Source organism: Exiguobacterium sp. s138, assembly GCF_018618775.1.
Lineage (GTDB): Bacteria > Bacillota > Bacilli > Exiguobacteriales > Exiguobacteriaceae > Exiguobacterium_A > Exiguobacterium_A artemiae.
Genome location: NZ_JACSMW010000001.1, coordinates 130,330 through 156,348, shown reverse-complemented (window position 1 = coordinate 156,348; position 26,019 = coordinate 130,330). Strand labels below are relative to the sequence as shown.

At 47.7% G+C, this 26,019-nt stretch carries 24 protein-coding genes; 4 read left to right on the top strand and 20 right to left on the bottom strand.

Annotated features, from left to right (window positions below; translation table 11 throughout):
• Nucleotides 1-12 precede the first annotated feature (12 nt).
• The 7 genes from tagH to KNP91_RS00780 form a co-directional block, all read right to left on the bottom strand.
• A complete protein-coding gene (tagH, locus tag KNP91_RS00810; protein ID WP_214765973.1) occupies nt 13-843 on the bottom strand; it encodes a teichoic acids export ABC transporter ATP-binding subunit TagH in 831 nt (276 codons plus the stop codon).
• Nucleotides 844-854: 11 nt separating this feature from the next.
• On the bottom strand, nt 855-1,655 hold the full coding sequence (locus KNP91_RS00805; protein WP_214765975.1) for an ABC transporter permease: 801 nt from the start codon (nt 1,653-1,655) through the stop codon (nt 855-857).
• On the bottom strand, nt 1,652-2,944 hold the full coding sequence (locus KNP91_RS00800; protein WP_214765977.1) for a nucleotide sugar dehydrogenase: 1,293 nt from the start codon (nt 2,942-2,944) through the stop codon (nt 1,652-1,654). The genes KNP91_RS00805 and KNP91_RS00800 overlap by 4 nt, the downstream gene beginning before the upstream one ends.
• Before the next feature lie 301 nt (nt 2,945-3,245).
• Nucleotides 3,246-4,484, bottom strand: a complete 1,239-nt coding sequence (locus tag KNP91_RS00795) for a glycosyltransferase (protein ID WP_214765979.1) — start codon at nt 4,482-4,484, stop codon at nt 3,246-3,248.
• A complete protein-coding gene (locus KNP91_RS00790) occupies nt 4,481-5,803 on the bottom strand; it encodes a glycosyltransferase family 4 protein (RefSeq protein ID WP_251135831.1) in 1,323 nt (440 codons plus the stop codon). The genes KNP91_RS00795 and KNP91_RS00790 overlap by 4 nt, the downstream gene beginning before the upstream one ends.
• Nucleotides 5,695-6,702, bottom strand: a complete 1,008-nt coding sequence (locus tag KNP91_RS00785; protein ID WP_214765981.1) for a methyltransferase domain-containing protein — start codon at nt 6,700-6,702, stop codon at nt 5,695-5,697. The genes KNP91_RS00790 and KNP91_RS00785 overlap by 109 nt, the downstream gene beginning before the upstream one ends.
• On the bottom strand, nt 6,699-9,341 hold the full coding sequence (locus KNP91_RS00780; protein WP_214848196.1) for a glycosyltransferase: 2,643 nt from the start codon (nt 9,339-9,341) through the stop codon (nt 6,699-6,701). Before KNP91_RS00780 ends, KNP91_RS00785 begins: the two co-directional genes overlap by 4 nt.
• Before the next feature lie 275 nt (nt 9,342-9,616).
• Here KNP91_RS00780 and KNP91_RS00775 point away from each other — a divergent pair, with 275 nt between their 5' ends.
• Nucleotides 9,617-9,778: a hypothetical protein gene (locus KNP91_RS00775; protein WP_012369704.1), complete on the top strand. Its 162-nt coding sequence runs from the start codon at nt 9,617-9,619 to the stop codon at nt 9,776-9,778.
• A gap of 61 nt (nt 9,779-9,839) precedes the next feature.
• Here KNP91_RS00775 and KNP91_RS00770 read toward each other — a convergent pair whose 3' ends face one another.
• A complete protein-coding gene (locus tag KNP91_RS00770; protein ID WP_012369703.1) occupies nt 9,840-10,832 on the bottom strand; it encodes an NADP-dependent oxidoreductase in 993 nt (330 codons plus the stop codon).
• A gap of 192 nt (nt 10,833-11,024) precedes the next feature.
• Here KNP91_RS00770 and KNP91_RS00765 point away from each other — a divergent pair, with 192 nt between their 5' ends.
• Complete coding sequence (locus KNP91_RS00765) at nt 11,025-12,086, top strand: PTS sugar transporter subunit IIC (protein WP_214848191.1); 1,062 nt, start codon at nt 11,025-11,027, stop codon at nt 12,084-12,086.
• A 58-nt stretch (nt 12,087-12,144) separates the two neighbouring features.
• Here KNP91_RS00765 and KNP91_RS00760 read toward each other — a convergent pair whose 3' ends face one another.
• The 3 genes from KNP91_RS00760 to KNP91_RS00750 all read right to left on the bottom strand — a co-directional run bounded on the left by KNP91_RS00760 (nt 12,145) and on the right by KNP91_RS00750 (nt 14,028).
• Nucleotides 12,145-12,771 carry an HAD family hydrolase gene (locus KNP91_RS00760; RefSeq protein WP_119922466.1) on the bottom strand — a complete coding sequence of 209 codons (627 nt, stop codon included), beginning with the start codon at nt 12,769-12,771 and terminating at the stop codon, nt 12,145-12,147.
• A 12-nt stretch (nt 12,772-12,783) separates the two neighbouring features.
• The gene (locus KNP91_RS00755; RefSeq protein WP_214765985.1) at nt 12,784-13,368 is read right to left on the bottom strand and encodes a DedA family protein; all 585 of its coding nucleotides are present in this window, start codon (nt 13,366-13,368) and stop codon (nt 12,784-12,786) included.
• Between the two features lie 225 nt (nt 13,369-13,593).
• The gene (locus KNP91_RS00750; RefSeq protein WP_012369699.1) at nt 13,594-14,028 is read right to left on the bottom strand and encodes a YkvA family protein; all 435 of its coding nucleotides are present in this window, start codon (nt 14,026-14,028) and stop codon (nt 13,594-13,596) included.
• 168 nt (nt 14,029-14,196) lie between these two features.
• Between KNP91_RS00750 and KNP91_RS00745 the strand changes: the two genes are divergently transcribed.
• Together KNP91_RS00745 and KNP91_RS15765 are read left to right on the top strand one after the other, a co-directional pair.
• The gene (locus KNP91_RS00745) at nt 14,197-14,946 is read left to right on the top strand and encodes an SDR family NAD(P)-dependent oxidoreductase (protein WP_214848188.1); all 750 of its coding nucleotides are present in this window, start codon (nt 14,197-14,199) and stop codon (nt 14,944-14,946) included.
• A 325-nt stretch (nt 14,947-15,271) separates the two neighbouring features.
• Entirely contained in the window at nt 15,272-16,528 is a 1,257-nt protein-coding gene (locus KNP91_RS15765) for a murein hydrolase activator EnvC family protein (protein WP_012369697.1), read from the top strand.
• 64 nt (nt 16,529-16,592) lie between these two features.
• On the opposite strand, the gene KNP91_RS00735 is transcribed toward KNP91_RS15765, so the two are convergent.
• The 9 genes from KNP91_RS00735 to prmA form a co-directional block, all read right to left on the bottom strand.
• A complete protein-coding gene (locus KNP91_RS00735) occupies nt 16,593-18,242 on the bottom strand; it encodes a methyl-accepting chemotaxis protein (RefSeq protein ID WP_214848186.1) in 1,650 nt (549 codons plus the stop codon).
• A complete protein-coding gene (locus KNP91_RS00730; RefSeq protein WP_012369695.1) occupies nt 18,239-19,216 on the bottom strand; it encodes a BMP family lipoprotein in 978 nt (325 codons plus the stop codon). The genes KNP91_RS00735 and KNP91_RS00730 overlap by 4 nt, the downstream gene beginning before the upstream one ends.
• Nucleotides 19,217-19,570: 354 nt before the next feature.
• Nucleotides 19,571-20,236 carry a deoxyribose-phosphate aldolase gene (gene deoC / locus KNP91_RS00725; RefSeq protein ID WP_012369694.1) on the bottom strand — a complete coding sequence of 222 codons (666 nt, stop codon included), beginning with the start codon at nt 20,234-20,236 and terminating at the stop codon, nt 19,571-19,573.
• A gap of 76 nt (nt 20,237-20,312) precedes the next feature.
• Nucleotides 20,313-21,197 carry an EamA family transporter RarD gene (gene rarD, locus KNP91_RS00720; protein WP_214848184.1) on the bottom strand — a complete coding sequence of 295 codons (885 nt, stop codon included), beginning with the start codon at nt 21,195-21,197 and terminating at the stop codon, nt 20,313-20,315.
• 22 nt (nt 21,198-21,219) lie between these two features.
• A complete protein-coding gene (gene rarD, locus KNP91_RS00715; RefSeq protein WP_214848182.1) occupies nt 21,220-22,095 on the bottom strand; it encodes an EamA family transporter RarD in 876 nt (291 codons plus the stop codon).
• Between the two features lie 60 nt (nt 22,096-22,155).
• Nucleotides 22,156-22,851, bottom strand: a complete 696-nt coding sequence (gene rluF, locus KNP91_RS00710; RefSeq protein WP_012369691.1) for a 23S rRNA pseudouridine(2604) synthase RluF — start codon at nt 22,849-22,851, stop codon at nt 22,156-22,158.
• A 124-nt stretch (nt 22,852-22,975) separates the two neighbouring features.
• On the bottom strand, nt 22,976-24,310 hold the full coding sequence (gene mtaB / locus KNP91_RS00705; protein WP_012369690.1) for a tRNA (N(6)-L-threonylcarbamoyladenosine(37)-C(2))-methylthiotransferase MtaB: 1,335 nt from the start codon (nt 24,308-24,310) through the stop codon (nt 22,976-22,978).
• Nucleotides 24,311-24,315: 5 nt separating this feature from the next.
• A complete protein-coding gene (locus KNP91_RS00700) occupies nt 24,316-25,062 on the bottom strand; it encodes a 16S rRNA (uracil(1498)-N(3))-methyltransferase (protein WP_012369689.1) in 747 nt (248 codons plus the stop codon).
• 4 nt (nt 25,063-25,066) lie between these two features.
• Nucleotides 25,067-26,014 carry a 50S ribosomal protein L11 methyltransferase gene (gene prmA, locus KNP91_RS00695; protein WP_012369688.1) on the bottom strand — a complete coding sequence of 316 codons (948 nt, stop codon included), beginning with the start codon at nt 26,012-26,014 and terminating at the stop codon, nt 25,067-25,069.
• Nucleotides 26,015-26,019: the final 5 nt, after the last annotated feature.

Below are 26,019 nucleotides of genomic sequence, written 5' to 3'. Positions count from 1 at the left end.
CCTATCCGTTATTCATGACGACAATTCAATCGTTTCACCGCGTGCCGAACGCTTGATTTCATCACTTCGTCCTGTTCGTTTTTTCATGACATAATGTGCTGCTTGTTTTTTCGTCAGTTGCTTGTACCAATATAAATATTTGTTATACTCTGCCATCGTTTCCGCTGTCGGTCCAAACATCCGGACTTCTCCATACTCGAGCCAAAGGATTTTTGTACAAAAACTTTTGACTTGATTCAAGGAATGGCTGACAAAAAAGATCGTTTTTCCCTGATCGCGAAACTCCCGCATCTTATCGAGGCATTTTTCCGTAAAGGTTTGGTCACCGACCGACAGTGCTTCATCGATGATCAGGATATCCGGATTGATGTTGATGGAAATGGCAAAACCAAGCCGTGCCCGCATCCCACTTGAATACGTTTTGACGGGTTGATCGATAAAATCCCCGATGTCCGCGAACTCCAGAATTTCCGGTGTAATCGTCTGGATCTGTTTTTTGGTCAGCCCCATCATCAAGCCTTTTAATTCGATGTTGTCCCGCCCGGTCAGCTGATTATTGAGACCACTGGAAATCGCGATTAATGCCGATTTACCGCCAAGTGTCACACGACCGTATGTCGGCGGCGTGACGTTGGCAAGCAAATGCGACAAGGTCGACTTCCCACTCCCGTTGATTCCGACCACACCGACGATTTCGCCTTGTTCGACGGAGAACGAGATATTTTTTAAAGCATAAAACGGTTTACCGCTGACTTTACCGAACAACACTTCTTTTAATTTATCGATCGGGCGTGAATACAGGACGTAACGTTTTGAAACATTCTCGAATACGACGTGACTCATGTTTTTTCCTCCTAGACATAATCAATGAAGTACCGCCGGAACCGCAGATGAACTGCTGCTCCTACCACTAACAAAACGGACGTCACAGTCCAGAAGTATAGACCGTACCAGACGTGATCGAGCAGATAACCGGTCCCAATCAATGCCGAACGGTATCCTTCGATCAAATAGACGAGAGGATTGATCATCAACAATGTCTTAAACAGACTGTGGTCCGGCGGTATCCACATGATGGGCGTCAAGTACATCAACATCCGGATGGCAGACGTCACCATGTTTTGGACATCGCGGATCATGGTCGCAAGGGCCGATAACAACAGAGAAACGGCATACAGGAAAATGACACCAGCAGGTACAATATAGAGCAATTCAAGCGTATGCCAGCCCGGAAAATAGCCGAATGCCATCCCGAGAACAATCGTCAAGGCAATCATGGCAAGATGGCGATAGAACTGCGCCAAGATGACATAGGCCGGGATTGTACTAAGCGGAAAGTGCATTTTCGAGACTAAAGCGACCCGACCGTAAATCGAACGTGAACCACTCGGAATCGTACTGCCGATGAAAAACCAGGCAATCAATCCACTGACCAACCAAAAGACAAATGGAATTCCGTCGACTGGATGGCCGCCGCGGATCCCGAAACCAAACACGACCCAGTACACACCAATTTGCAGGAGTGGCGTCATGATTTCCCAAAACCACCCGAGGTATTGCATGCTGTATAGACTTTTTGTTTCATAAAGTGAAAGGCGAAAGATCAGATAAAAATGATCTTTCAACTCTTTCCCAATTGTATAAATTCCGTTCATATCGCTTTTGCGTCCACTTCCGTCGTGCGATGCGTGTGCAGGTTACCGAAGTTTAAGACTGTCACGTCTTCGAGCGGCTGGACGATTCCTTTCGTATCAAATAAGAGCGGTGTCCGCATCTGATTCGCAAGACGCCGTGAATCAAACTGTTTAAACTCATCATGATCGACTAAAACAAGAGCAAGGTCCGCGTCTCGAATTGCTTCAATTTCGTCCACCAGTTCAAATCGTGACGAAATCGAACGTTCGACGTGCGGATCACAGACCGCAACATCCAGTCCCCGGTCGATCAACTGCTCGATGACATCAACAGCCGGACTCTCCCGCATATCATCCACATTTCCTTTATACGTGACGCCAAAGACAGCAATTTTTGGTCGAACACGCGACGAGACGAGACGCTCGGCCTGTTCAGCAACGAAATGGGGCATGTTGACGTTTGTTTCCCGTGCCGTATGAATGATCCGGGCAAGGGACGGTGCCTTAGCAACGATGAAGTATGGATCCACCGCAAGACAGTGTCCGCCGACACCCGGTCCCGGATGATGTAGATTAACACGCGGGTGCATGTTCGCCATCTCGATTACGTCGAGCACGTTGATCTCGAGTTTGTGACACACTTGCGTCAGTTCATTGGCTAGGGCGATGTTGACATCGCGGAACGTGTTTTCCATCAATTTCGACATCTCTGCCGTCTTCGCATCCGTCTTGACGATTTCGCCTTGAACGAATGTTTTATATACCGCTGCACCTGCATCCGCGCAAGCCAATGTCAATCCGCCGACAATCCGGTTATTGTGAATGAGTTCATGTAAGATTTGTCCCGGAAGCACCCGCTCCGGACAATGAACGACGAAGACGTCTTGACCAATGACGAACCCGGCTGCTTCAATCAATGGTCGGACATGATCATCCATCGTCCGCGGAGCGATTGTTGATTCGACGATGATGACGTTGCCTTTTTGAACGTGCGGCAACATATTCTGAACAGCTGACAGGACATACTTCAAGTCACACGATTTATAGGTGTCATTTAAATTCGGTGTCGGAACAGCAATTAAAAAGACATCTGCGGGTTCCGGTGTCAGTGTTGCCCGAAACTTTCCGTTTGCGACGACACGCTTGATGACATCTTCAAGTCCCGGTTCTTCAATATGAATGTCTCCCGCATTCAACATCTTAACGATGCGCGGGTCGATATCGACCCCGACGACGTCCGTTCCGTGATCTGCAAACATGGCTGAAGAAGGTAATCCAATATATCCGAGTCCGATTGTACAAAGTTTCATTTTGTCATTCCTCCATCTAGTTACGAGTTAGTCCTTCACGTCAGCAAATTACCGACTGTGTCGTGGCTGTAACTAGACCATAACGACAATTGCTTGTGTTTCCAATGGTTCTAACCATCTCTTAAACCATTCTTCACAGACCTTACATTCAAGGCGTTTCCTGTACTTTTTGTAAAGCTTGTAAATAATCAACAAACATTCATCGCATTCGGCAAACAAACAACCGAATCCGGTCACTTCCGCTGTTTCCTGTCGTGGATTTGCCTGCATCTGTCTTGTTCCATCTTCATTCAGTGTTTAATTACTTCGTTATTTCACGGTAAACGTCCAATAAATGATGTTTTTCTTTATCCCAGTTGTATTTCCGGCGTGCCTGCTTTGTCCGTTCTTTCATCGCCTGACGCAAGCCGTCTTCCTCAACGATTTGGTTCACGGCGACAGCGATCGCTTCCGGGGATTCAACGTCAACGAGTAAGCCGACGCCTTCCGTTTCGACGACACGCCGAATTTCCGGTAAATCCGACGCAACGACCGGCACGAGTGCCGCCATGTATTCAAACAGCTTATTCGAAGAAGCCGAATAGTGATTAAAGCAGATGTTTTGCAGAACTTGAAAACCGACCGTCGCAGCCGCCGTATAACTCGGCAGTTGATCAAGCGGTACTTTATCAATAAAATGGATCCGCTCCCGTTCCGGGGACTGTGCCGCCAACTCCTGGAGCCGCGGTTTGATTTTTCCGTCTCCAACAAACAGCAAAGTCCCACGCCGGACAAACGGCATCGCTTCAATCAGTCGCTCAAGTCCCCGCCCTTCCTGAATACCGCCTTGGTACAGCAAAATGGGTTCGTCCTCCTTGATGCCGATTTCTTGATGTACGGATCGCGGTTGTGGTACTTCTTCGTGATAAAACGGATAATTATGCAGGACAGCCGGCCATTCGCCATAAAGTGATGCGTGGTAGTCTGCCCGTGTGTCATTTTCAACCATCGTTCGATCAACAAACCGTAACAAGTAACGCTCAAACAACCCCTGTCCTTTTCCGTAACCTGTCCGGTCGGTCTGCACTTCATGCGAATCGTAAACGATCTTCGCCCCTCTTGCGGAAAAAATCGCTTGAGGCAACGTGTTTAAATCGTTCGCATGCATGATATCGTACGTGTGTTTGCGAGCCGCCCGCGTCATGCGGATGATTCCAAAGCTGTTGTACAGTGCATAGCGGACAAACCGGCTTTTCTGTAAGAGAAACAGTAGCACCAAGACCGGAATCAGCCATGGAAACAGCAAGAACACGCCTGCGCCGGCCATCAGCGTAAGAGGATTACGCTTCCGGATCCGGCGCAGCACGGATTCAAGTGGAGGTGTCCGATCGATTCGAAGAATCTGAAAACCTGCCGGGTGTCGTTCGAGTTTCGGCAAGCTCCCATCATTCAGGCAATACAGATCAACGTGATACCCGGCTTCCGAAAGCGCCGTACATTCCCGTAAAACACGCGCATCGTTCGTAAACGTATTCCAAACAAACATTCCGACCCGCTTCATTTACTCACCCCTAATACTCGAAGATCGGTTTGACGAATCGCCTCAAACAACCGCTCCTGATTTTGTTCCCAGTCAAAGTGCGCCTGGACATACTTCACACCGGACTGCCCCATGGCACTGCGTGCTTCGGGATGTTCAGCCAAGTACCGGATATGCTCGACGATCTTTTCACGACTCCGCTCGCGGGAGACAAAGCCCGCTCCCGCATCTTCAATAACTTTTGCGGCATGCCCCGAGACGGCTCCGACAATCGCACACCCCATCGCCATGTAGTCGATGATTTTCCCTGGTGTCACCGTGTCGAACGCTGTACTCTCGACCAACGTTGCAAAGGCGATGTCACTCTTCGCCAGTTGTTTCAGCGCATCCCATCGTGGCATCGCGTTCATGAAGTGAATGTTCGTCAGTCCCCGCTCGAGAACATGGGCTTCGAATTTTTCCTTGTGATACCCGTATCCGACGACATGGAATTCAATGTGTTTATCCTCTTTTAGTTGTTCCGCGACATCAAGTAGTAAAAAAACATCCTGCGCCAGACCGATGTTGCCGGTGTAGACGACACGGACTTGCTCCGATACTTTCCGCCGTTTAATCAACCATTCATTTTCCTCAATCGAATTCGGGATGTAGTGAATCTTCTCTGGTGCAATCCCTTTCTTTTCGATATACGACCGAAACCCTTCACTGTTGATAACAATTTGATCGGCTTGGCGGTACATCCATTTTTCCAGCCAATAGAGTGGCGCAAGCAACAACCGTGATTTCGTAATCCCGACTCCGACCAGTGATTCCGGCCATAAGTCGCGAACATCCAGAATCAGCGGTGCTTTTTTCAGGTGTTTGGCAACGACTCCGACAAGACCCATGAAGATCGACGGCGTCGTCGCATAGATGTAAGCGTATTGTTTAGTATCGTGCCGTACTTCCTGGACTGCCAAGACAAATTGTTCAATGAACAAACGGAGTCTGCGCCATAAATTCGTCGTCGCCCGAAGATCACGCGGTTGAATTCGGGTAATCTTCGCAGCATCCAGACTCGGTTCGTCCCAAAACATGGCATCCGTGTACAGTTCAGCTGTCGGATAGAGTGGTTCCGACGTCAAGACGTGGACCTCACTCCCCTGTTGCTCCATCCGTTTGAAGATATTTTTCATCCGGTTCGCAGCACTCCCGATCTCCGGATAAAAATTTTGACAAATCATCAGAACGTTCATCGTCTCCGGGCCCGTCGCTTCTTTACGTTTCGTCTGAATTTCCAGTAACGGATGACGACTTTTCCGAGCTTTGAATTTGCGAGTGACCGGTACTTTGATTTCCATTCTGCATTCGCCTCCAAGACATCCAGATTCGACACAAGCGCCCCTTCGTATCGCGCGAGCACCATTTGATACTGTTGCGTCAGCAACTCAATTTCGTCTTCCTTCTCCGCGAGTTGCCGCGTGAGCTGATCCCGCTCTGACACCAACTCCGCTTGTTCCTGTTCGATGTCCTGCTGTTTTTGCTGCTTCAATTCCCACTTTTTATTCAGTTGCTTCAAGCGGACGATTTCAGTGAGATGCAACCGTTCAACCGCTTCAAAAGCTGTTTCGAGCCAACTGACTTCTTGTTCCGTTACCGGGCGTGACGGTTGTTTCTCCGGATGAAGCGTCAACGTCACACCGAGCCATTTATCGATGCGTTCCAACTGCTCAATCGTCCCGTATGGTGTCAATTGTTCCAGCAGATGCTGTAAATAATACGTCCGTTTATGATCGGCATAATCGTTCACACCGAATGGAACGGTCACGACGAGCCGACCACCGGGTTTTAAGAACGCACAGGCTTTTTCGACAAACCGCTCCGGTTCCCCGATATGTTCTAAGACTTCCGTCATCAATACCGTGTCGAATCGTTGGGACGTTTGGAAGGTCATCAGATTGGCTTCTTCCAATTGAATCAATTCTTGAACGGAGTGTGCTTCTTCTCTTAGTGCCGCCGTCGCTTCCACGATTGCTTCCGGCGAGACATCGATACCGACTACCTGCTTGCCTTCGCGCCCGAGCAAAATCGGAACCAGTCCACCGGAACAGCCGATATCGAGAATTTGACTGCCTTTTGTTTCCCGGACGATCCAGTGGACCCGAGACCGGACCTTTTTCCCGAATGCGACGCCGAGTTGATCATAATAAGCGGCCCGAATTTCATCTTTCGGTCGCATCATCTGTTTTGTCTGCATCATCTGACCTCCTCCAGTAACAATGTTTGAATCGCATCCGTCCGTTTCATGTCCGCCAACTCCACGAATTGACGGATCAGCGGGTTCGTCAGGTTCATTGGTTCATAAAAAGCAACAATCATACGCAGTAATGCGACACTCGGGGCAAAATCCTTGTCGCTGCAATACCGAAGCTTCACTAAATACCAGTGTTCAAAGAAATGCTCAAAACGTGTTGTCTTATACGCATCGAGCACACCGTAACGGGCAAATTTCTCTGCCCGTGCCTTTTCCCGGACAACACTTCGTTCGAAGAAACGAACCGTCAAGGAGTTGACGGTTGAACCGGCAACCGCGGCATAGTAATAATGGATGACACGATTTACGAGCAAGACACGATTTGCGTGCAACATCATCTCTTGGAAAAACAGGGAATCTTGTCCGACGGCACCTACCACCTGCTCCAGCTGATGTTCCTGCAGAAAACGTCGGTTGACGACCAGCGCCTGAATACTTTGAACGGAAAAGCGATTTTCCAATAAGTAGGCTTTCGGTTGATCACACCCCGTCCGTCCTTGTTTACGAATCTTCGGCAACGCAATGATGCTTGTTTTTTCCGCCAGTTTCTTCATGTGGCCGACAGCAAAGTCGAGTGTCGGATCTTGATCCAACTCAGCCAACAGTTCGGCATACCGGTCACTCAAGACTTCATTATCAGGATCAAGGAAAGCGATCCGTTCCGAGCGCGCCAGTTCAACCCCTTTGTTGCGCGGACGTGACGCACTGCCGCTGCCGCCCGTCGGAAACAGATAGGTCACGACATTCCCGTGACGTCGTGCCAGGCGGTCAATCGCTTGGCGGGTGAATCGATCCGTCGATCCATCGTCGACCAAGATAATTTCCGACTCTTCAAACCGATCCATCCGTTTGAGGCTGGCAAAACATTTATACGTCAAATGCCTGCCATTGTTGAAGATCGGGACGATGACAGACAGCACAGGAGCCTTGACCATTGCGGTGCCACCACCTTCGTTCCACTCCAGCGCGTCCAGGAACAAAGTCTTTCCCTCAATCTTTCCTTCGGAGAACTGCTCATACGGGAACGCTTCACGCCAAATCATGGCGTTCACTGTCGACCCTTCCGCTTCCCGGATTACAAAATGAGCTTCTTCAGTCCGCGTTTTGCGGGTGATTGACACATCACTGTATTTGAACCCGTTCACCAAATCTTCCAAGTAGTACTCTCCGTATGATTCAGCCCCGTCGAGCACAGTGACGAGATCGGCTGAGACATAAAGCGCTCCGGTCAACTCTGATTCGTGACAAATTACATCAGCGGTGATTGATTGACGTGCGAGCAGTTGTTCAAGTTCCGGCGTCGCATTGCGTAAGACGACGAGAAGCGTCCGTTTGACCGGCGGCATGTCCAGTTGCAGAAGCCGCGTCAATTGATCAATCCGGTCATAGACCGTATGCAACGACATGACAGAACGAATGCCTTCAGCCCGGAGTCGATCAATCTCCTCTTGTGTCGTCCGCTCTAGAATCGCCTGTACTTCTTGGTGGTCATGGACGGTAAAGACGTTCGGGAAATCGTTATTGACGGCGATACTGTAGTTCGACAAAATCAGATTGCCGAGCGCTTGTGATTCATAGACCCGACGCGCACACATCGTCTTGCTGTACTTGATACTGTTTAGATTCAACACCCAGTCATAACATTTACTGACCTGTTGCAATGCGTCATAGGGAATCGCAGGAGCCACACGCGGGACGTAACGTTCCGGAAAATGATAGTCCGGTAGATTTAACTGATAGTTCCGGTCAACGATATCGAGTGTATGATCTGAGCGTAAGACACCATCAAATAACATCTCCGTATCTTTGACACGCTCCGGATATTTCGCCATCCAGCTGCCGGCAAACAGCACGTGTTTTTTGCGGCTTCGCGTCGCTCCGACCGGATTGTGGATGATCGGATTAACACCAAACGACGTTGCTTCAATCCGGTCGTGTCCACAGAGTACTTGGTATTCCGGAATCATCGCTTCGTCTGATGTTAAAATATAGTCGGCAATTTTCGCCAGATCACTGAACCGGTCAAAATTGCTCGGATCTTCCGTCGACTGGAAAACGACCGGGATTCCTTTTGCTTTCACCTGCTCCATCATGTCGAGCAAACGCTGCCGTTTTTTAGAAGTTGGCGTCGCGACTCCTTTCCAATCATCACCGTGTAGACCTTTCCAGGACGTGACGACGAGAAACAGATCAATCGGCTTTTCAAAGACGTCCGTAAACGTTGCCGGATTGACATAATGTAAATGTAACGCGTCCTGATAGTAGGCATGCATGAACTCCGAGCACACGATCGCCACCTCAAGCGGACGGCGTTCATAATAACGTGAACCGCCCGTCACAGGGATGTCTTCGTACGCAATCTCTTTCAGCAACTCCCTGTTGCTGTCTTGATGGTAACGCTTCGTTTTGGCTTCGAGTGGGGATGACTTAGGGCGAACCGTCGTTTTCATCCGCAAGACATCGAGTTGTTTTAGTCCCTCGATCGACGCACGGTTTGCTGCCGGTGCGGATTGGATTCGCTTCTGTTCAGTCCGCACCCAGTTTAATTGTTCAATGATACTTTTTTTCCACTTTTGTTCACTCACACGTATACACCCTTCCTTCATTCATCTCTGTTTCAGTCTACGAGACCAGTTCAAAGAGGACTTAAAGGTCATGCAAGGTTTTTGTAAAGAGTTGATGAAGCAATTGTCCTTTTTCCTTACATTCACCATCAAATGAAGAGGAGTTTGCGTGGAGTCGAGTTTGTTCGTATCTTGTTTTGCTACAAAACCTCAATCTCATCAAAGTGTCCGTTTCGTTTTTAGAATCGATAATTCGGGTACATATAAAATATCAAGTACAAGGGGGATAAACACTCATGATGGATAAAAAACAAGATACACCAAACGAAACAGCGGATGTCGGCTTACATCCGGACCCAGAACCAGCCAAAACATCTGATCCGGGAATCAAACCGGCCGAAACACAGCATCCGGATCCTGATGTCGAAGAATTAAAAAAAGATCCTGCTGATCAATAAATTCAAGCACAAAAAAGGTGTTGCTCTCCGCTCAGGAAAGCAACACCTTTTTGACGTACTCTTATAATTTGACCAACAGTTTTCCCGTGTTCGACCCGTCAAACAGACCAAGAAAGGCGTCCGGGACTTGTTCAAACCCTTCAAATATCGTTTCTTCGTACTTCAACTCACCATTGCTGACCCATTTACCAAGTTGTTCCGCTGCTTCTTTAAACCGTTTGCCATAGTCTCCGACCAAGAAACCTTGCATCCGTGCGCGCGCAATGATCAATTTCGATTGGACCCGTGGACCTAAATCCGCCTGTTCGTTATAGCCGGAAATCGCCCCACAGACTGGAATACGGGCAAAAGGATTCAATCGATCAAGAACGGCATCCCCGATTGCACCGCCTACATTTTCAAAGTAGACATCGATCCCGTCCGGACAAGTCCGATCTAAGGCTTCGCCGATCTGCTCCGTTTTGTAATTGATGACTTCATCAAATCCAAGTTCCTCTTTTAGATACTGAATCTTTTCAGCACTTCCAGCAATCCCGACGACTCGTGCGCCTTTAATTTTAGCGATTTGACCAACAATTGATCCAACGGCTCCTGCTGCTGCCGAGACGACGACCGTTTCGCCAGATTGCGGGTTCCCGATGTCGAGCAGACCGAAGTAAGCGGTCATACCTGTCATTCCGAGCACACCCAGTGCCGTTGAGACAGGCGCCAATGTTGCATCGATTTTACGGACTTGTTTTGCATCGACCACGGATTTCGTCGCCCAGTCGAGCATTCCGACAACGGTGTCACCCACTGTTAACAGATCACTTGTTGATTCAACGACCCGCGCGACGACACCACCTTGGATGGGTGCATCCAGGTCGAATGGTTGCGAGTAAGAACGTGCATCATTCATTCGCCCGCGCATATAAGGATCGACTGAGATATAGAGCGTCTCTACTAAAACTTGATCCGCTTTTAAGGCGTCCAATTCGATCGTCTCATAACGGAACGTGTCCCGTGTTGGACGTCCCTCTGGTCTGCTGGCTAATACGATTTGTTGTTCTGACATAACTGTTCCCTCCCCGATTTTTTACCTCTCCACTCTAGCAGTCCTTTTGTTTCAGTGCGAATAGTTTGCTTTTATTTTTTCAGAAAATTCCATTTTCTGCTTGACGTTTTGAACGCTCTTTCGTATGATTAAACACAATTCATCACTTTTATACTGTTATGCATAAAAGCGATACATAAGGAGTGAATTTAGTTGAATACGACCTTAAAACGTTTTGACCGCCAATTCGGTGTCCATGTCTTAAACGGACTCAGTATCGGCATCTTAGTTGCTCTTATCCCGGGAGCGTTGCTTGGTGAACTTGCCAAAGCCTTGCTTCCCTATTTTTCTCCTGCGCAACATATCATCGACTCGACTGCTCTTGCGATGCGGCTCTTGCCGATGGTCATCGGTGTCGCCGTTGCCATGCAGTTCAAGGCAACCCCGATTGAAGCGACCTCGATTGGTCTTGCGACTGTCGTCGGATCCGGTGTCGCAAACCGAACCGAGACCGCCGGTTACTTATTCATCGGAACCGGTGATGTCATCAATGCCGGATTGACAGCCGCAGTCGCAACTGCCCTCGTCATCTGGCTCGGAAGTCGTTTTAAGACGTATACGGTTCTCGTCATTCCAACCTTAATCATCATCGGAGCCGGCGGAATCGGTGTCCTGACCTATCCGTTTGTCACGAAGATCACAGCCACGATCGGTCAAGTGATTACACACTTTACCGTTCTTCAACCGGTGTTGATGGGCATTGCCTTAGCCGTTACTTTTTCGGTCCTCATCGTATCACCGCTTTCGACGGTCGGGATTGCAACAGCCATCAGTTTATCCGGTGTTGCAGCAGGAGCCGCTAACCTTGGTGTTTGTGCGGCAGGTTTCGGACTCGCGATTGCCGGGTGGCAGGCCAATTCCCGCGGCACGTCCATCGCTCATTTTTTAGGATCTCCTAAAATTCAAATGGCGAATTTCATTCGCAATCCGATCATGATTCTGCCCGTCATGTGCAGTGCCGCCGTACTTGGCGGACTCGCAGGTGTACTCGGTATTCAAGGGACCCCCTTCAGTGCCGGATTCGGTATGTCGGGTCTGATTGGTCCAATCAATGCGCTTCACTTGATGGCAGGAGGATGGACGTGGATCAATATTTCGCTTGTCTTCGGACTGTTTATTGTTTTGCCGGTGATCCTGTGTCTTCTGTTCCATCAGCTCTTCCGCCGTTTTCGTCCTTGGACGAATCACGAGCAGTACCGACTTGATTTTGATTAACAAAAAAAAACAAGCAGACGCTGACTCATCAGCGCTGCTTGTTTTTTTGCTCATTCCGTTATACAAACTTCAACAAATCAAGCGGTGTCTCCAGCTGATGGTCAGCCGTCTTCCATTCTTGTTCTGTTCCAAAACCGAAGCAACAAATCGCTACCGGCATATTTTGTAGTCTGGCCGCCTCAACGTCCGACGAACGGTCGCCGACCATCAGATAGTCGACCTCGCCAAACTCTTCACGATGTGCGGCTAAAATGTCTGCTTTTTGTTTCCCGTTCACCGACTCCAAACATTTTGGACTTGTAAAATAAGATCGAATGTTTTGGCTGTCGAGAACAAGATTTAAATAATGTACCCCGCAATTGCTTGCTGTTGATACGATATGTCCCTGATTCGTCAATTGTTCCAATAATTCTCGAATGCCATCAAACAGAACATCTTGATTCTGCATCGTTTGCTCCAAGTGATGATGACGTTTTCTACGAATCTCTTTAATGTCGTTTTCAGAAGCATCCGGGATTGCTTTTCTCCAAAAAGCATTACCCGCCAAACCATAACTCGACTGGACACTTGCTTTGGATGGTTTGACCAGATGCGGCATATCTTCCATCGCAAGATGAATTGCCTCTGTCATCTGATCGGTCGAGTCGATCAATGTACCGTCAATATCAAATAAAATCACTGCCATGTGAACACTCCTCTATTTTTTAGATATACTTTGTTTTTTCATGAGCGTTTTTTTTCGGAAATACAGATAACCTGCACCAAATACGATGAGACCGATTATCCAGGGAAGGTAATGGTGGAATTCAGGATGCCGCCCCATCATGCCATGTCCAAGTTTCTTTCCGCCCCAGATAAAAAAAGCGGACCACATAAAAAAAGAAATCGTCGTCGCAATCGTAAAAGTGAGACGCGAGACACCGGTCAACCCTGCCCCTATCGCAAATCCCATCCGCCACATCGGTGACAGCAATAAGATGAAACGACCGCGCGTATCCATTTGACGTTGGAATCGCACCATCTTCGTTTCAGAAATACGAAACCATCTAAAAATTCGTTTTAGTAAACGGTCACTTCCGAGACGCCCGATTGTAAAGAAAATATTTTGACTGATCACAAAACTCATGACGGCCACGATCAACATGACAATCAGGTTAAACTCCGTTGTGTGGACCAGATAGCCTGCATACGCAAGCGGCACTTCACTCGGTAAAAAGGGAAACATCAAACTCAACATGATTCCAAAATAACCGTATGATTCAATCCATGAATGCCAAGCCATTCCATACCTCCTTCCCCAAAAAGTTTCTCTGCTTCTAGTGTAACGAACTTTCAAGGACGCGTACAGAAATGACGTTTTTGTTTCCTGCAAAACAAGAGCTAGTTTCGATTGACCGCAAGTACATGAAACGAGGACTTTCATCCAAACGAAAACAGAAGGCGGATTCAGAATCCACCTTCTGTTTTATATGAGGACCAACTGTCTCAGTCCGGTTGTCTCATGAAATTAGTAAGCATCCTCACTTTGAAGCGGCTGCGTACTTGCTTTTTGTTGCTCATCCTGCCAATCACTGAATCGTGTCAACTCTTCGAAAATCGTTTTCGTCACGAACAGGATGATGGCGATATCATCCGCAAATCCGAAACCTAACACAAAGTCCGGCACTAAATCGATGGGTGAAACGAGATAAATCAAGGCCCCGATTACTTTCAAAATCGTCGTCCTGCGAATATTTCGGTATTCACCGGATTGATAGGCACGAACCATATCGATAAATAAACGGACGGGAGAAAAAACGATCGATAGCGTCGAATTTTTATTTATTTTTTCACTTGCACGTCGTAACATTGAATTTGTTTTTTTAGGTTGATTGATATACGCTTTAGCTTCATCTGCATATTTTTCTTGTTCTGTTTCGAGCTTTTGATTTGATAAATCCATCAAAAATCCCCCATTCAACATAATAGTAGCGTTAGCTACCTTTTATGTTCCCTAATGCCTATCTGGATAATCCTTTCTTCAAGGATACAATATGTTTTAATCGATTCATTTTCGGCTATCTGATTATAGCAGTCTACCCAACTACACATTCCCCAGGAGGAATTTACAATGAACCATATCAATCATACTGTCATCATCACAGGTGCCGCCAATGGCATTGGAGCAACGCTTGCCAAGACTTATGCCAAAGAAGGCGCCACCGTCATTCTTGCCGACATTGATCAAATGACCGGTGACGATCTTGCGGCAGAAATCGAAGCTGACGGCGGGACCGCTTACTTTTATCATCTGGATGTCCAGGATGAAAAAGATGTCAACCTGCTGATTGATAAAGCCATTGAGCATACCGGCCGGATCGATATCGTGATTAACAATGCCGGCATCATGGTGCGCAAGTCGTTACTTGAATTAGAGCTTGAGGAATGGGACCGTGTCCAACATACCAATCTGCGGAGCATCTTTTTAACGACAAAAGCCGCGGCGCCTTATTTGAAGAAAAACCCAGCAGGCGGACGGATTGTCAATCTGGCCTCCACCCGCGCGTTCATGTCCGAGCCGGATACGGAATCTTACGCGGCTACCAAAGGCGGCATTGTCGCGTTGACGCATGCTTTAGCCGTTTCTTTAGGACCCGATCGGATTTTAGTTAATGCGATTGCACCTGGTTGGATTGAAACCGGAAATTACCATGAACTTTCACCGGAAGACCACAGCCAGCATCCGGCTGGACGAGTCGGAAAACCGGAAGATGTTGCCCGGGCTGCTTTGTTTTTAACGAATCCCGATAACGACTTCTTAACGGGAGAAACGTTGGTTCTTGACGGCGGAATGACACGAAAAATGATCTACGAAGAATAAATTAAAACTAATTTGTATATCCTGTTTCTTGATTCATTAAACCCTTACTTTTATTCCTCTTCTTCATATTACAAAAACATATCAGCTCTTTTTTAGAAGTGAATCCTTGGATTCACTTTTTTTATTGTGTCTTCTTTCGCGGATTATCAACGGTTCTCTCACTTTTTTGAAAGTGTCTAAAAAATAATTTACATAAAGAATCTCGATCACCTGATAATTTCCATATAATATTTTTAACGAAACTGTAACGGTGATTCCCGTCATTTCTTGTTAGAGTAGAACAGGTAACATTTCAGAATATGTATCTGAATTCAGGAAGGAAGGAATGATTGATTCAACTATGAAATCATCTTTAAAACAAACACTCGGTCTCTCACTGATGACGATGACCTTACTTTTCAGCCCACTTGTCCACCCCGTCGGTGCAGCAAGTTCTTATAAGGAAAAACAGCAGCAAAATCAACAACAGCAGTCCAAGCAAAAGCAAGCCCTCTCGAAAAAGACCACCCAACTGTCCAAAGCACAGCAAAAAGTCTATGCGCTCGATCAACAGATTAATGGACTGACGTTGCAGGTCGTCGAAAACCAACAAAAAATTGATCAAAACCGTCAGCAGATTAAACGATTGGAACAAAAAATCGATGCCTTACGCGAAAAAATCAGCAAGCAGGAAAAAATGCTCGGAGATCGTTTAGCTGTCCGACAAGCAAAAGCAGATGACGATCCATTTCTCGAGGCTGTTTTTGGCGCTAAAGATGTCGGAGATATGATCAGCCGTTTTAATGCTTTTAATACGATTGCCGAAAGCGATGCTTCTTTATTAAAAGATTACGAACAAAACAAACATCAATTGGCACTGGCTCAAAAAGAATTGAAACAAACACGTATTGATTTGGTTGAGGATCGTACTCTTCTAAAAAAGAAACAGCGTGAATTAAAAGCAGAAAAGATTAAACGAACGGCCTTACTGAATCGATTAAAATCAGAAAAACGTTCCATCGAAACTAACATCTTGAGCTTAAAAGATGCTGCCGCTCAACTGAAGGCGCAGGAAGCTGCTGCCCGTTCAGCCGCTCGAGCTGCACGATTAGCCGAAAAACAAGCAGCCGCGCAATCGGCGCAACCTGCTTCTGTTACAAAAGCAAGCACAAAAGTCCTTTCAAAAGCGACAGGCAAGTTCATCAAACCGGCTGCTGGTTCCATTTCACAAGGAATGGGCGCTGCCAGTGGAAGTAACGGATACGCGTACCATAACGGGATTGACTTTGCCGGACCACTGAACTCCCCGGTCGTTGCTTCCGCAAGCGGAACCGTCATCCTGGCAAGCTCCGGCGGGCCTTACGGTAATCACGTCTATCTCTCGCACAACATCGGTGGAAAAACGTATACGACCGTTTATGCGCATATGAATTCTCTGACCGTCAAACAAGGTCAACAGGTGAAACAGGGACAACAAATCGGTAACCTTGGCAGTACCGGAAACTCAACCGGTCCCCACCTTCACTTTGAGATTCATGACGGTGGGTATCAGTATAATGCCAACGGCCGGACAAACGAATTGAATCCAAGTGACTTCTTCTAAGCATACTTGACGAAAACCCCCTCAACGGACTGACTCGCTGAGGGGGTTTTGCTGTTTGTTCATATTACAGTTTAAACTGGCTGGTTTGTTGATCCAGTGAAGTCGTTGTTTGTTCCAGTTCCAGCATCAGTTGATGAATTTGTTCGAATGATGCTTGCTGATCGCGCATCGACGCCGCCACTTCTTCGTTCCCGGCGGCTAATTCTTCCATCACGCCACTGACTGAGCTGACTTGATTTACGACCTGATTCGCCTGGTCTTTTGACTGAAGTAACTGTGTCGTCATGAACTGGACGGCTTCCGTTACATCCGTCACGTGACCACGGGTTTCCTCGAATGACGATGTCACCTCAGCAAAGTTTTGAACCTGATGTGCTTGCTCCTTTTCAGATTGAAGCAATGCTTCCTGCAAAATCGCTCCGTCTGCCCGAATCGAACGAACGAGTGAAAAGATGGAACGCGTCGCTTGATGGGTTTCGTCCGCTAACTTCTTCACTTCACTCGCCACGACGGCAAAACCACGTCCTGCTTCTCCTGCCCGAGCCGCTTCGATGGCCGCGTTTAATGACAGTAAATTCGTTTGCGCCGAGACACTTGAGACAAGTTGCGCCATCTGTTCGATTTGCTGGGTTTGTTGTAAGAATCCGGCTAGCTTGCGACCGAGTTCCTGATTTTGAAGTGTCGCTGCCGCCAGTGATTCCGCTTGTTCCTGCATGATGGTTGCACTTTTCCCCATCGTCGTATCCGCCAGTTGACCTTGACTCAATGCTTGTTGCGCCCGTTGTTCGCTTTGTTCAAACAATGTGCTCATATCCGTAATGGTACTGACTGTCGTTTGCAAATCATCCGAGACAGTTTGTGTCCCACTGGCCATTTCATTGATGGCATGTGTCATGTTGCCTGATACTTCGACGATATTGGCATTTTCAGCTGTCGCCTGTTCGCTCATCTGATTGATGGTCGTCGATGTCTGACTGATCGTTCCGATGACACCATGCAATGTTCCTTGCATCTGGGCAATCGCTGACTCGAGACGACCGATTTCATCCCTCCGTCCCGAGATTTGTAGTTGTTGTGAGACATCCCCTTGCGAAATCTGTTCCGCCGTCTGAACGACCCGGCTGATCGGACGGGTGATGCTCCGCGCAAAGTACCAGTTATAGAGTGCTAATGCAATCAGAAGAATGAATGTCGCGATTAAAACCGAGCGCGTCAGATTCAATGTCTTATCTTTTGCTTCCTGTTGCAATACATCGTAAAATTCACCATTTTTCGTATGTAACGTATATAAATCGCTTAATACTCCTTCCACCTGGGCTGCGTGGGAGCGGATTGCAATTGGATCAAGCTCATTTAATAAAGTCGTCCGTTTCTCCGCCAAAGTCGTATATTTCATTTTGGCACGATTCAAATCCGGTTTAAACCGATCAATCAAATACGTTTTTTGTAAGGAATCAAGAGCTTTCTCATTTTTTTTACTTAAGGCAAGTGCTTGTTCTTTTTGATTTTCTGAAGGCTGACTCGCTAACCGGTTCCAGGCTGCCTGCTCATACAGTAACTTAGTCTCCAGTTCTGAAATCTCGACCAGTTGCTTTCCGTAATCCTCGTTGTAGGACTGGATTTGACGCAGTTCAAATAACGTCCAGCCCATTAAGGCGACAACACTGACAATCGTCACGAGTGTCGAAACCAAAAATCGTTGTCGTAACGTCATTGGACCTTCACCTTGCCTTCCAGTATGTCTTGTTTCAATTGTTCGAGTCGTTGTAAATCTTTTTCTGTAAAGTTGGTATTACGAATCGGCGCGAGTTGAATCGCTCCGTCTTTCACGCCTAATACGATTTGACCGGCTTGAAGACCCGGTGCTTTGACGCTGTCACCAATTTTCGTAATCGCAAGATCGACCTGCTTCAACATCGATGTCATGACGGCATCTGGAGCAATCGCCGTTTGATCGCTGTCGACACCAATCGCCTTGTTTCCTTTTTCTTCTGCTGCCTCAAGAACGCCACTGCCGGTCAGTCCTGCTGCCGCGTATAAGACATCCGCCTCTTTTTTCATTTGGGCATTAGCGAGCTCACGTCCTTTATCCGGTGCCGCAAAGTCTTCTGCATAATCGACAAGGACACGGATGTCCGGATTAATGGCTGTTGCACCGGCACGGTAGCCTTTTTCAAACTTCTCAATGAGCGGTGATTTCATGCCGCCGATAAAACCAATCGTATCACTGTCGGATTGGATTGCTGCCGCTGCCCCCGCCAGATAACTGCCTTCATCTTCTTTAAATGTGACGGATAATACATTTGGTAGTTCCGACACGGCATCAATTAATGCAAACTGCTGTTTTGGATACTGTTTAGCGACTTTTTCCAAGTCCGCCTGTCCCATAAACCCAAGACCGACGACAACGGTCGGATGTTGTTTCGCTAACGTGGCAAATGCCGTTTCATATGACTTTGTTTCACTTAATTCTCTATAATCAATGAACCAGTCTTCTTTTTCACGTAGTAAAGACATACCGCTCATGGCAGCATCGCTGAACGACTGATCCCCTAATCCGACATCGGATAAGACGACTGCCATTTTCCGGCGCTCCTTCACTGCTTGTTCAGGATGATCGATGATACTGCCGCAACCCGCCAGACCGATGGTTAAGGCCAGCATGGACAAACTGAATCGTTTTGACACTTTTCCACTTCCTTCCCTTGTTCTACAATGGATTATCGGAAGGGTTGTCTGACTTCTTAACCTGAAAATCAAATTCAGAATTGTTTTAAAACAAAAAGTGGCTGAATCAAAAAAGAATCACTCGTTCTTTCACACCCTTTCCTCAGGCGAGACACAAGCCAGTTTCCCTGCCTTATTGAGGCAGGGAATCGGGTCTTGTTTGTCTCTGACAGCGCAAAATGCGCTTTTCCTGTAGGAGTTGCGTGAAGAGAGTGATTCTTTTTTTACGAAATCAGGGTGGCAGATTATCACTCCGCCACCCTGATCTTTATCGAGAGTGACTTTTAAGTCAGCCTCTGGTTTTATCAAATTAAATTAGTAGTCGCTGTCTGAAGTTCCACCTGTAACGATGGCAATTCCGGCAGAAGCACCGATACGTGTTGCGCCGGCATCGATCATTGCTTTTGCTCCTTCAAAATCACGAACGCCGCCTGAAGCCTTGACACCGATGTCAGGTCCGACTGTTTCGCGCATGAGACGGATGTCTTCTACCGTTGCGCCGCCTGTTGAGAAACCAGTAGACGTCTTAACGAAATCCGCACCGGCTTTGACTGATAACTCAGCAGCTGTTTTGATTTCTTCTTTTGTTAAGAGGCAGTTCTCGAAGATGACTTTGACGAGTGTGCCGTTTGCCGCTTCGACAACTGCACGAATGTCGCGTTCAACGAGTGAAAGGTCGCCGTCTTTTAATGCACCGATATTTAGGACCATATCGATTTCTGTTGCGCCGTTTTTGATGGCATCTTGTGTTTCAAATGCTTTTACTTCCGGTGTGTTTGCACCGAGTGGGAAGCCGATAACTGTACATACTTTGACCGCATCGTCTGATTTCAAGAGTTCTGCCGCGAGTGCTACGTTTGTCGGGTTGACACAAACACTGGCAAATTTGTATTCGAGCGCTTCTTTACAAAGTGTTTCGATTTGGGCACGTGACGTTTCTGCTTTTAAAGCGGTATGGTCGATCATTCCTGCTAAATTCATGATTCAGTTCCTCCTTAAGGATATCCCTTAGACTCTGTTTTCATTCTATCACGTGAGAGGTCAGACTTCTATCTTTTTACGCGACTTTTCGTAGCTGTTTTTTTCGAATCAGTAAACCGTTTAATGTAAAGACGAGTGCCGCGGACCAAATGAATGTAAACGCAATCAAGTGTGTTCTCGTAAAGGGTTCGTTATACAGAAGAACACCGATCGCAAGCGACAAGGTCGGGGCAACGAATTGCAGGAAACCGACGACCGTAAACGGAATCCGTTGGGCACCAAATCCGAACAATAATAACGGAACGGCCGTGATGATACCGGTTAAGAAAAGTCCAATCATCACAAACGGAGAAGAGGTAAAGGTCTCTTGTCCACTGACCCCCATGTATCCTAAAAATAATAAAGCAATCGGTAACGGAGCCAGTGTTTCGATCGTCAGACTGACGGTTGACTCAAGCGGCCGTTGTTTTTTGACGACACCGTAAAAACCAAAGCTGAAGGCTAGTGCCAAGGAAATCCAAGGGAACTTCCCATAGCCGATCGTCAGGATCAAGACACCGATCGTTGCAAGCAGAATCGCAAGCCACTCGATCCGCGACAGTTTTTCCCGGAAAAAGAACACCCCGAAAATAATGCTGACAATCGGATTGATGTAATAACCGAGCGATGCTTCAACGATAAAATTATGATTGACCGCCCAAATGTAGATGAACCAGTTCATGCTGATGATCAGCCCGTTCAGGAAAAACAAACGCCGGGTAAAGGGATTCTTCAGCGCACCGGTAAACTTCGGCAATGCTTTTTGAAGTGATAATAATAACAATAAGAAAATAAACGACCAGACGATCCGGTGTGCTAAAATCTCCTCACTCGAGACGGTCGCAAGTAACTTCCAGTAGATCGGCAACAGTCCCCAAATGACATAAGCGGCTAATGTCGCGAAAAAACCTGATTTATTCATGATTCATTTCCTCTTTTCTCGGTCACGATACTTTTTTCATTTTCATCCGTCCGTTCGATATCCCACTGATTGTAAATAACGCGACAGCCAGCCAAATGAACAGGAAGGCGACGAAGTGAACCGGTGTAAAGACGTCATTGAATAAAAAGACACCGAGAATCAGGGTCAAGGTCGGGGCGATATATTGTAAAATCCCGACGTAGACGAACGGAATTTTCGGCATGCCGTATCCGAACAACATCAATTGGACCGCCGTCGCTACACCAAGCATGACGATGGCAAACAGTGCTTCCGTCGGCAAGGCAATCGGATTTGCTCCGGTCAGACCAAGCGTCAGCACGGCAAACGGTAACGTCACGAGCGTCTCAAGAAACAGACCGGATAACGGTTCTGCCGCCGCCTTCTTTTTCAGCACCCCGTAAAAAGCAAACGAAATGGCGAGTGAAAAGGCGATAATCGGAAACTTTCCGTATCCGAATGTCAGAATCAAAACACCTGTCACGGCACTCGCCATCGCAAAAAGTTGAGCCCGGTTCAGGCGTTCTCCGAAAAACAGCAAACCGAACAGGACACTGACGAGCGGATTAATGTAATAGCCGAGTGAAGACTCGACGAGATACCCTTCGCCGATTGCGTACAAATACAAGGTCCAGTTCCCGCCAAGGACAAGTCCTGCTGCAAGGACGGTATTGCGTTGACGTTTACTTTGCCAAAGTTGTTTGACGTGCTTAAATTTCCCGGTCAGTCGCAATAATAACGTAACAAAAATAAAAGCACTGATGATGCGAATCGAGACGACCGTCCATGCCGGTACGTGATCCGCAAACAGTTTGTAGATCGGTAATAATCCCCCAATCACATAGGCGACGAAGGTCGCACTCATTCCCCGTTTATCCACGATGAACCCCCTTATATGTATACAAGTAAAGCCGCCATCATCATGGCGACTTTTTTCAGCTTATTGTTGATCGAGTGTCTCGAACAATGTTTTCATTTCCGACTCCGTCAAGTCACGCCATTCCCCAATCGGTAAATCACCGAGTTCGATGTTCATGATCCGGACGCGTTGCAGACGTTTGACACGGTAACCAAACTCTTTGCACATCCGGCGAATTTGCCGGTTCAAGCCTTGGGTCAAAACGATTCGGAACGTCCGCGACTCGAGCTGTTCGACGACACATTCTTTCGTCGTCGTCCCAAGAATATCGACGCCGCCCGCCATGCCTTCGATAAACGTTTCCGTAATCGGTGCGTCGACCGTCACGATGTACTCTTTATCGTGATTGTTTTCCGCTCGTAAAATCCGGTTAACGATATCTCCGTCGTTCGTCAGGATAATCAAGCCGTCCGAATCTTTGTCGAGTCGTCCAATCGGGAAAATCCGGTTCGGATGATTGACGAAATCAATGATGTTGCCTTCGATGTCACGTTCCGTCGTACACGTGATACCGACCGGTTTGTTTAAAATCAAGTACTCGAGATCCGGTTTTGGCTGAAGCGGCTGTCCGTCAATTTCGACAGCATCCGTTTTTTCGACTTGCGATCCGAGCTCGGCGACGTTGCCGTTAATCGTCACACGTCCTGCATCGATCAGCTTATCGGCTGCGCGGCGGGAACAATATCCTGTTTCACTGATGAATTTATTAATTCGCATATCCTTATCCTCTTTCTTTTGTGTAATCTTTACTCAGTGTAGCGTATCCGTTCCTTGAAAACAAAAGAATTTGTCGGACTGTAAAATAAAATCCGCCTTCCTGTAACCGGAAGGCGAATCCCTTTTAAATCGCTTGCTCTTTTAACGTTTCCATGACGCGGACAAATTGTCCGTCATTCATCGGATAACCCGCTTTGCTGATTTTGACGCGAACGAGTTGACCAATCAGTGATTCGTCGCCTTCAATCGCGACACGTAAGTAATTGTCTGTATAACCGACAAGACGACCGCCTGCCTCTTCCGAAAATTCTTCCGGAATGATTTCCAGCAGTTCTCCTTCGTACTTCGATGCATATTCCTTTGCCAGCTGATCCGACAACGCAATCAGACGTGCGACACGTTGCTCCTTCACCTGCTCATCAACCTGATCGTCCATCATTGCAGCCGGTGTTCCGGTCCGCTTCGAGTACGGGAAGACATGCAGTTCGCTGAACTTATGGTCGTTGATGAAGTTAAATGTCTCCATGAACTCTTCTTCCGTCTCGCCCGGGAAACCGACGATGACGTCAGACGTAATCGCACAGTCCGGCAGAACTTCTTTCAGACGTGTAATCCGTTTTCCGAACTCTGCCATTGTATATTTCCGGCGCATCCGGCGTAAGACCGTATCCGACCCCGATTGAATCGGAACGTGCAGGTGGCGGACGACGATTGGCGAATCTTTCAGAACATCCAGCACTTCATCCGTGATTTGACTCGCTTCAATGGACGAAATCCGGAGCCGTTCAAGACCTGTCACGGACTCGAGCGCTTTCAGCAACTTCGCCAAGTTGTAGTCTTTTAAGTCTTCCCCGTAACCGCCTGTATGAATACCGGTCAAAACGATTTCCTTATATCCGGCATCGACAAGTTGTTGCGCCTGTTTCAAGACATCTTCCGGTTGGCGGGAACGCATCAGACCCCGTGCCCAAGGAATGATGCAGAACGTACAGAAATTATTGCATCCTTCCTGAATCTTCAGGGAAGCCCGTGTCCGGTCGGTAAAGGCCGGCACATCGAGTTCTTCATAGACTTTCGCCTTCATGATGTTCCCGACGGCATTGATCGGCATCCGTTCTTCGCGGAACTGTTCGATATAACCGATCATCTTATGACGGTCCTGTGTGCCGACGACGACATCGACGCCTGGAATCGCCATGATTTCCGCAGGTGATGTCTGGGCGTAACATCCCGTGACGCAGATGACGCTGTCCGGATTTTGACGGATTGCCCGCCGTATGACCTGGCGGCTCTTTTTATCACCGGTATTCGTTACTGTACATGTATTGACGACGTAAACGTCGGCATGATCTGCAAAGTCGACACGTCCATATCCCGCATCCTTGAACAGTTGCCAGACGGCTTCTGTCTCGTAATGATTGACTTTACAACCAAGCGTTTGAAAGGCAACCGTTGCCATTTCACTCACCCTTTCAATTCAAAATGATACGATACGGCGGATAGGACGTAGAGTGGTGCCGTTTCTGTCCGCAAAATCCGTCGTCCGAGTGATGCCGGCACGAATCCGCCAGCGGTTAACCGCGTTACTTCTGTTTCCGTCAGTCCACCTTCCGGACCGATCACAACCAATAAAGAGTCGCCTGATTGAAGCCGGGACAACGTCGAAGCAAAGGCTGCCGCCTCTCCCTCTTTTGCCGATTCTTCATAGGCAATCAGACACGCTGTATAATCGGCAGCACATTGTAGGACTTCATCATACGTTACATACTCAATCGTCGGCAAGTGTGCCCGGTACGATTGTTCTGCTGCTTCTTTGCTGATTTTTTGAAGACGTTCGAGCTTCTTCGGAATCTTTTTCGCATCCCATTTCGAGACCGAGCGGGCCGACTCAAATACAAGCAGCCGGCTAACGCCAAGCTCTGTCGCTTTTTGGGCAACGAGCTCCACTTTATCCCCTTTCGGCAGGGCATAGGCAATCGTCACATGAATCGGAAGTTCCGTCTCAATCGGTAATTCTTCAAGCAGCTCTGCGACGGCTGTTTGCTTATCCAGTTGCTCAAGCCGGCAACGGAACAATCCCGTTCCGTCCAATACTAAAATCTCATCCCCGACGTCCATCCGCATGACGTTTTTTATGTGATGGGCGTCGTCTTTTGACAATGTGAAGGTATTTCCTGCACGTGCGGTCTGTTCGACGAAATATCGTTGCATCGGCTTACGCCTCGCGTTTCGCGATAATCGCGACCCAGTCTTCGAGTTTCGTCGTCTCAACGATCGTGAATCCGGCAGCGACCATGGCGTCACGTACCATCTCTTTTTTCTGACCGATGATGCCGGAAGCGATGAAGTGACCGCCCGGTAATGTTAGTTCATATGCATCGTTGACAAATAACAAAATCACTTCGGCCAGAATGTTTGCGACAATCAACTCGACCGGCTCTTTGAGTTCTTTCATCAAATCACCTTGGCGGACGGTCACTTGCTGGCTGACTTTGTTTAACGCCACATTGTCTGTTGCCGAACGAACCGCGACTTCATCCAAATCAAGCGCAAAAACATCCTTGGCACCGAGTTTGGCCGCTGCAATCGCGAGAACACCCGAACCGGTCCCGACATCGACGACACGATCGTTGTCTTGAAGATAGTTTTCGATGGCTTGAATACAGAGGACGGTCGTCGGGTGTGTTCCTGTCCCGAATGCCATGCCTGGATCGAGCTCGATGATTTTCTCATCCGGTTGCGGTGTGTACTCTTCCCACATCGGTACAACCGTCAAATGACGGCTGATTTTAACCGGTTTATAAAACTGCTTCCACGAATGGGCCCAATCTTCTTCATCGACTTGTGTCAGCGTGACAGTTCCTGCACCAATCGTCAGACCGAATTTTGTCAGCATCTGAATGTCGCGTTCGATTCCTTTGATCGTATCCGTCAAATCGCTGCTTTCCGCAAGATACGCTTTGACGAGGACACCGCTGTCCGGATATTCGTCGCGCTTCTTCTCATCCCAAATCTCACCGAAGTTATCTTCACGGTGTGACATCATTTCGAAATCTTCGACGTCCTCGATGACGACACCGCTTGCTCCTGCTTCATGTAAGATGTTCGAGACTGCTTCGATTGCTTCTTGTGTCGTATGGACACAGACTTCTGACCATTTCATTTCCT

Coding starts and splice junctions, on each gene's coding strand:
- tagH (WP_214765973.1), bottom strand. CDS start 843: ATGAGTCACGTCGTATTCGAGAATGTTTCAAAACGTTACGTCCTGTAT.
- KNP91_RS00805 (WP_214765975.1), bottom strand. CDS start 1,655: ATGAACGGAATTTATACAATTGGGAAAGAGTTGAAAGATCATTTTTAT.
- KNP91_RS00800 (WP_214765977.1), bottom strand. CDS start 2,944: ATGAAACTTTGTACAATCGGACTCGGATATATTGGATTACCTTCTTCA.
- KNP91_RS00795 (WP_214765979.1), bottom strand. CDS start 4,484: ATGAAGCGGGTCGGAATGTTTGTTTGGAATACGTTTACGAACGATGCG.
- KNP91_RS00790 (WP_251135831.1), bottom strand. CDS start 5,803: ATGGAAATCAAAGTACCGGTCACTCGCAAATTCAAAGCTCGGAAAAGT.
- KNP91_RS00785 (WP_214765981.1), bottom strand. CDS start 6,702: ATGATGCAGACAAAACAGATGATGCGACCGAAAGATGAAATTCGGGCC.
- KNP91_RS00775 (WP_012369704.1), top strand. CDS start 9,617: ATGATGGATAAAAAACAAGATACACCAAACGAAACAGCGGATGTCGGC.
- KNP91_RS00770 (WP_012369703.1), bottom strand. CDS start 10,832: ATGTCAGAACAACAAATCGTATTAGCCAGCAGACCAGAGGGACGTCCA.
- KNP91_RS00760 (WP_119922466.1), bottom strand. CDS start 12,771: ATGGCAGTGATTTTATTTGATATTGACGGTACATTGATCGACTCGACC.
- KNP91_RS00755 (WP_214765985.1), bottom strand. CDS start 13,368: ATGGCTTGGCATTCATGGATTGAATCATACGGTTATTTTGGAATCATG.
- KNP91_RS00750 (WP_012369699.1), bottom strand. CDS start 14,028: ATGGATTTATCAAATCAAAAGCTCGAAACAGAACAAGAAAAATATGCA.
- KNP91_RS00745 (WP_214848188.1), top strand. CDS start 14,197: ATGAACCATATCAATCATACTGTCATCATCACAGGTGCCGCCAATGGC.
- KNP91_RS15765 (WP_012369697.1), top strand. CDS start 15,272: ATGATTGATTCAACTATGAAATCATCTTTAAAACAAACACTCGGTCTC.
- KNP91_RS00735 (WP_214848186.1), bottom strand. CDS start 18,242: ATGACGTTACGACAACGATTTTTGGTTTCGACACTCGTGACGATTGTC.
- deoC (WP_012369694.1), bottom strand. CDS start 20,236: ATGAATTTAGCAGGAATGATCGACCATACCGCTTTAAAAGCAGAAACG.
- rarD (WP_214848184.1), bottom strand. CDS start 21,197: ATGAATAAATCAGGTTTTTTCGCGACATTAGCCGCTTATGTCATTTGG.
- rluF (WP_012369691.1), bottom strand. CDS start 22,851: ATGCGAATTAATAAATTCATCAGTGAAACAGGATATTGTTCCCGCCGC.
- mtaB (WP_012369690.1), bottom strand. CDS start 24,310: ATGGCAACGGTTGCCTTTCAAACGCTTGGTTGTAAAGTCAATCATTAC.
- KNP91_RS00700 (WP_012369689.1), bottom strand. CDS start 25,062: ATGCAACGATATTTCGTCGAACAGACCGCACGTGCAGGAAATACCTTC.
- prmA (WP_012369688.1), bottom strand. CDS start 26,014: ATGAAATGGTCAGAAGTCTGTGTCCATACGACACAAGAAGCAATCGAA.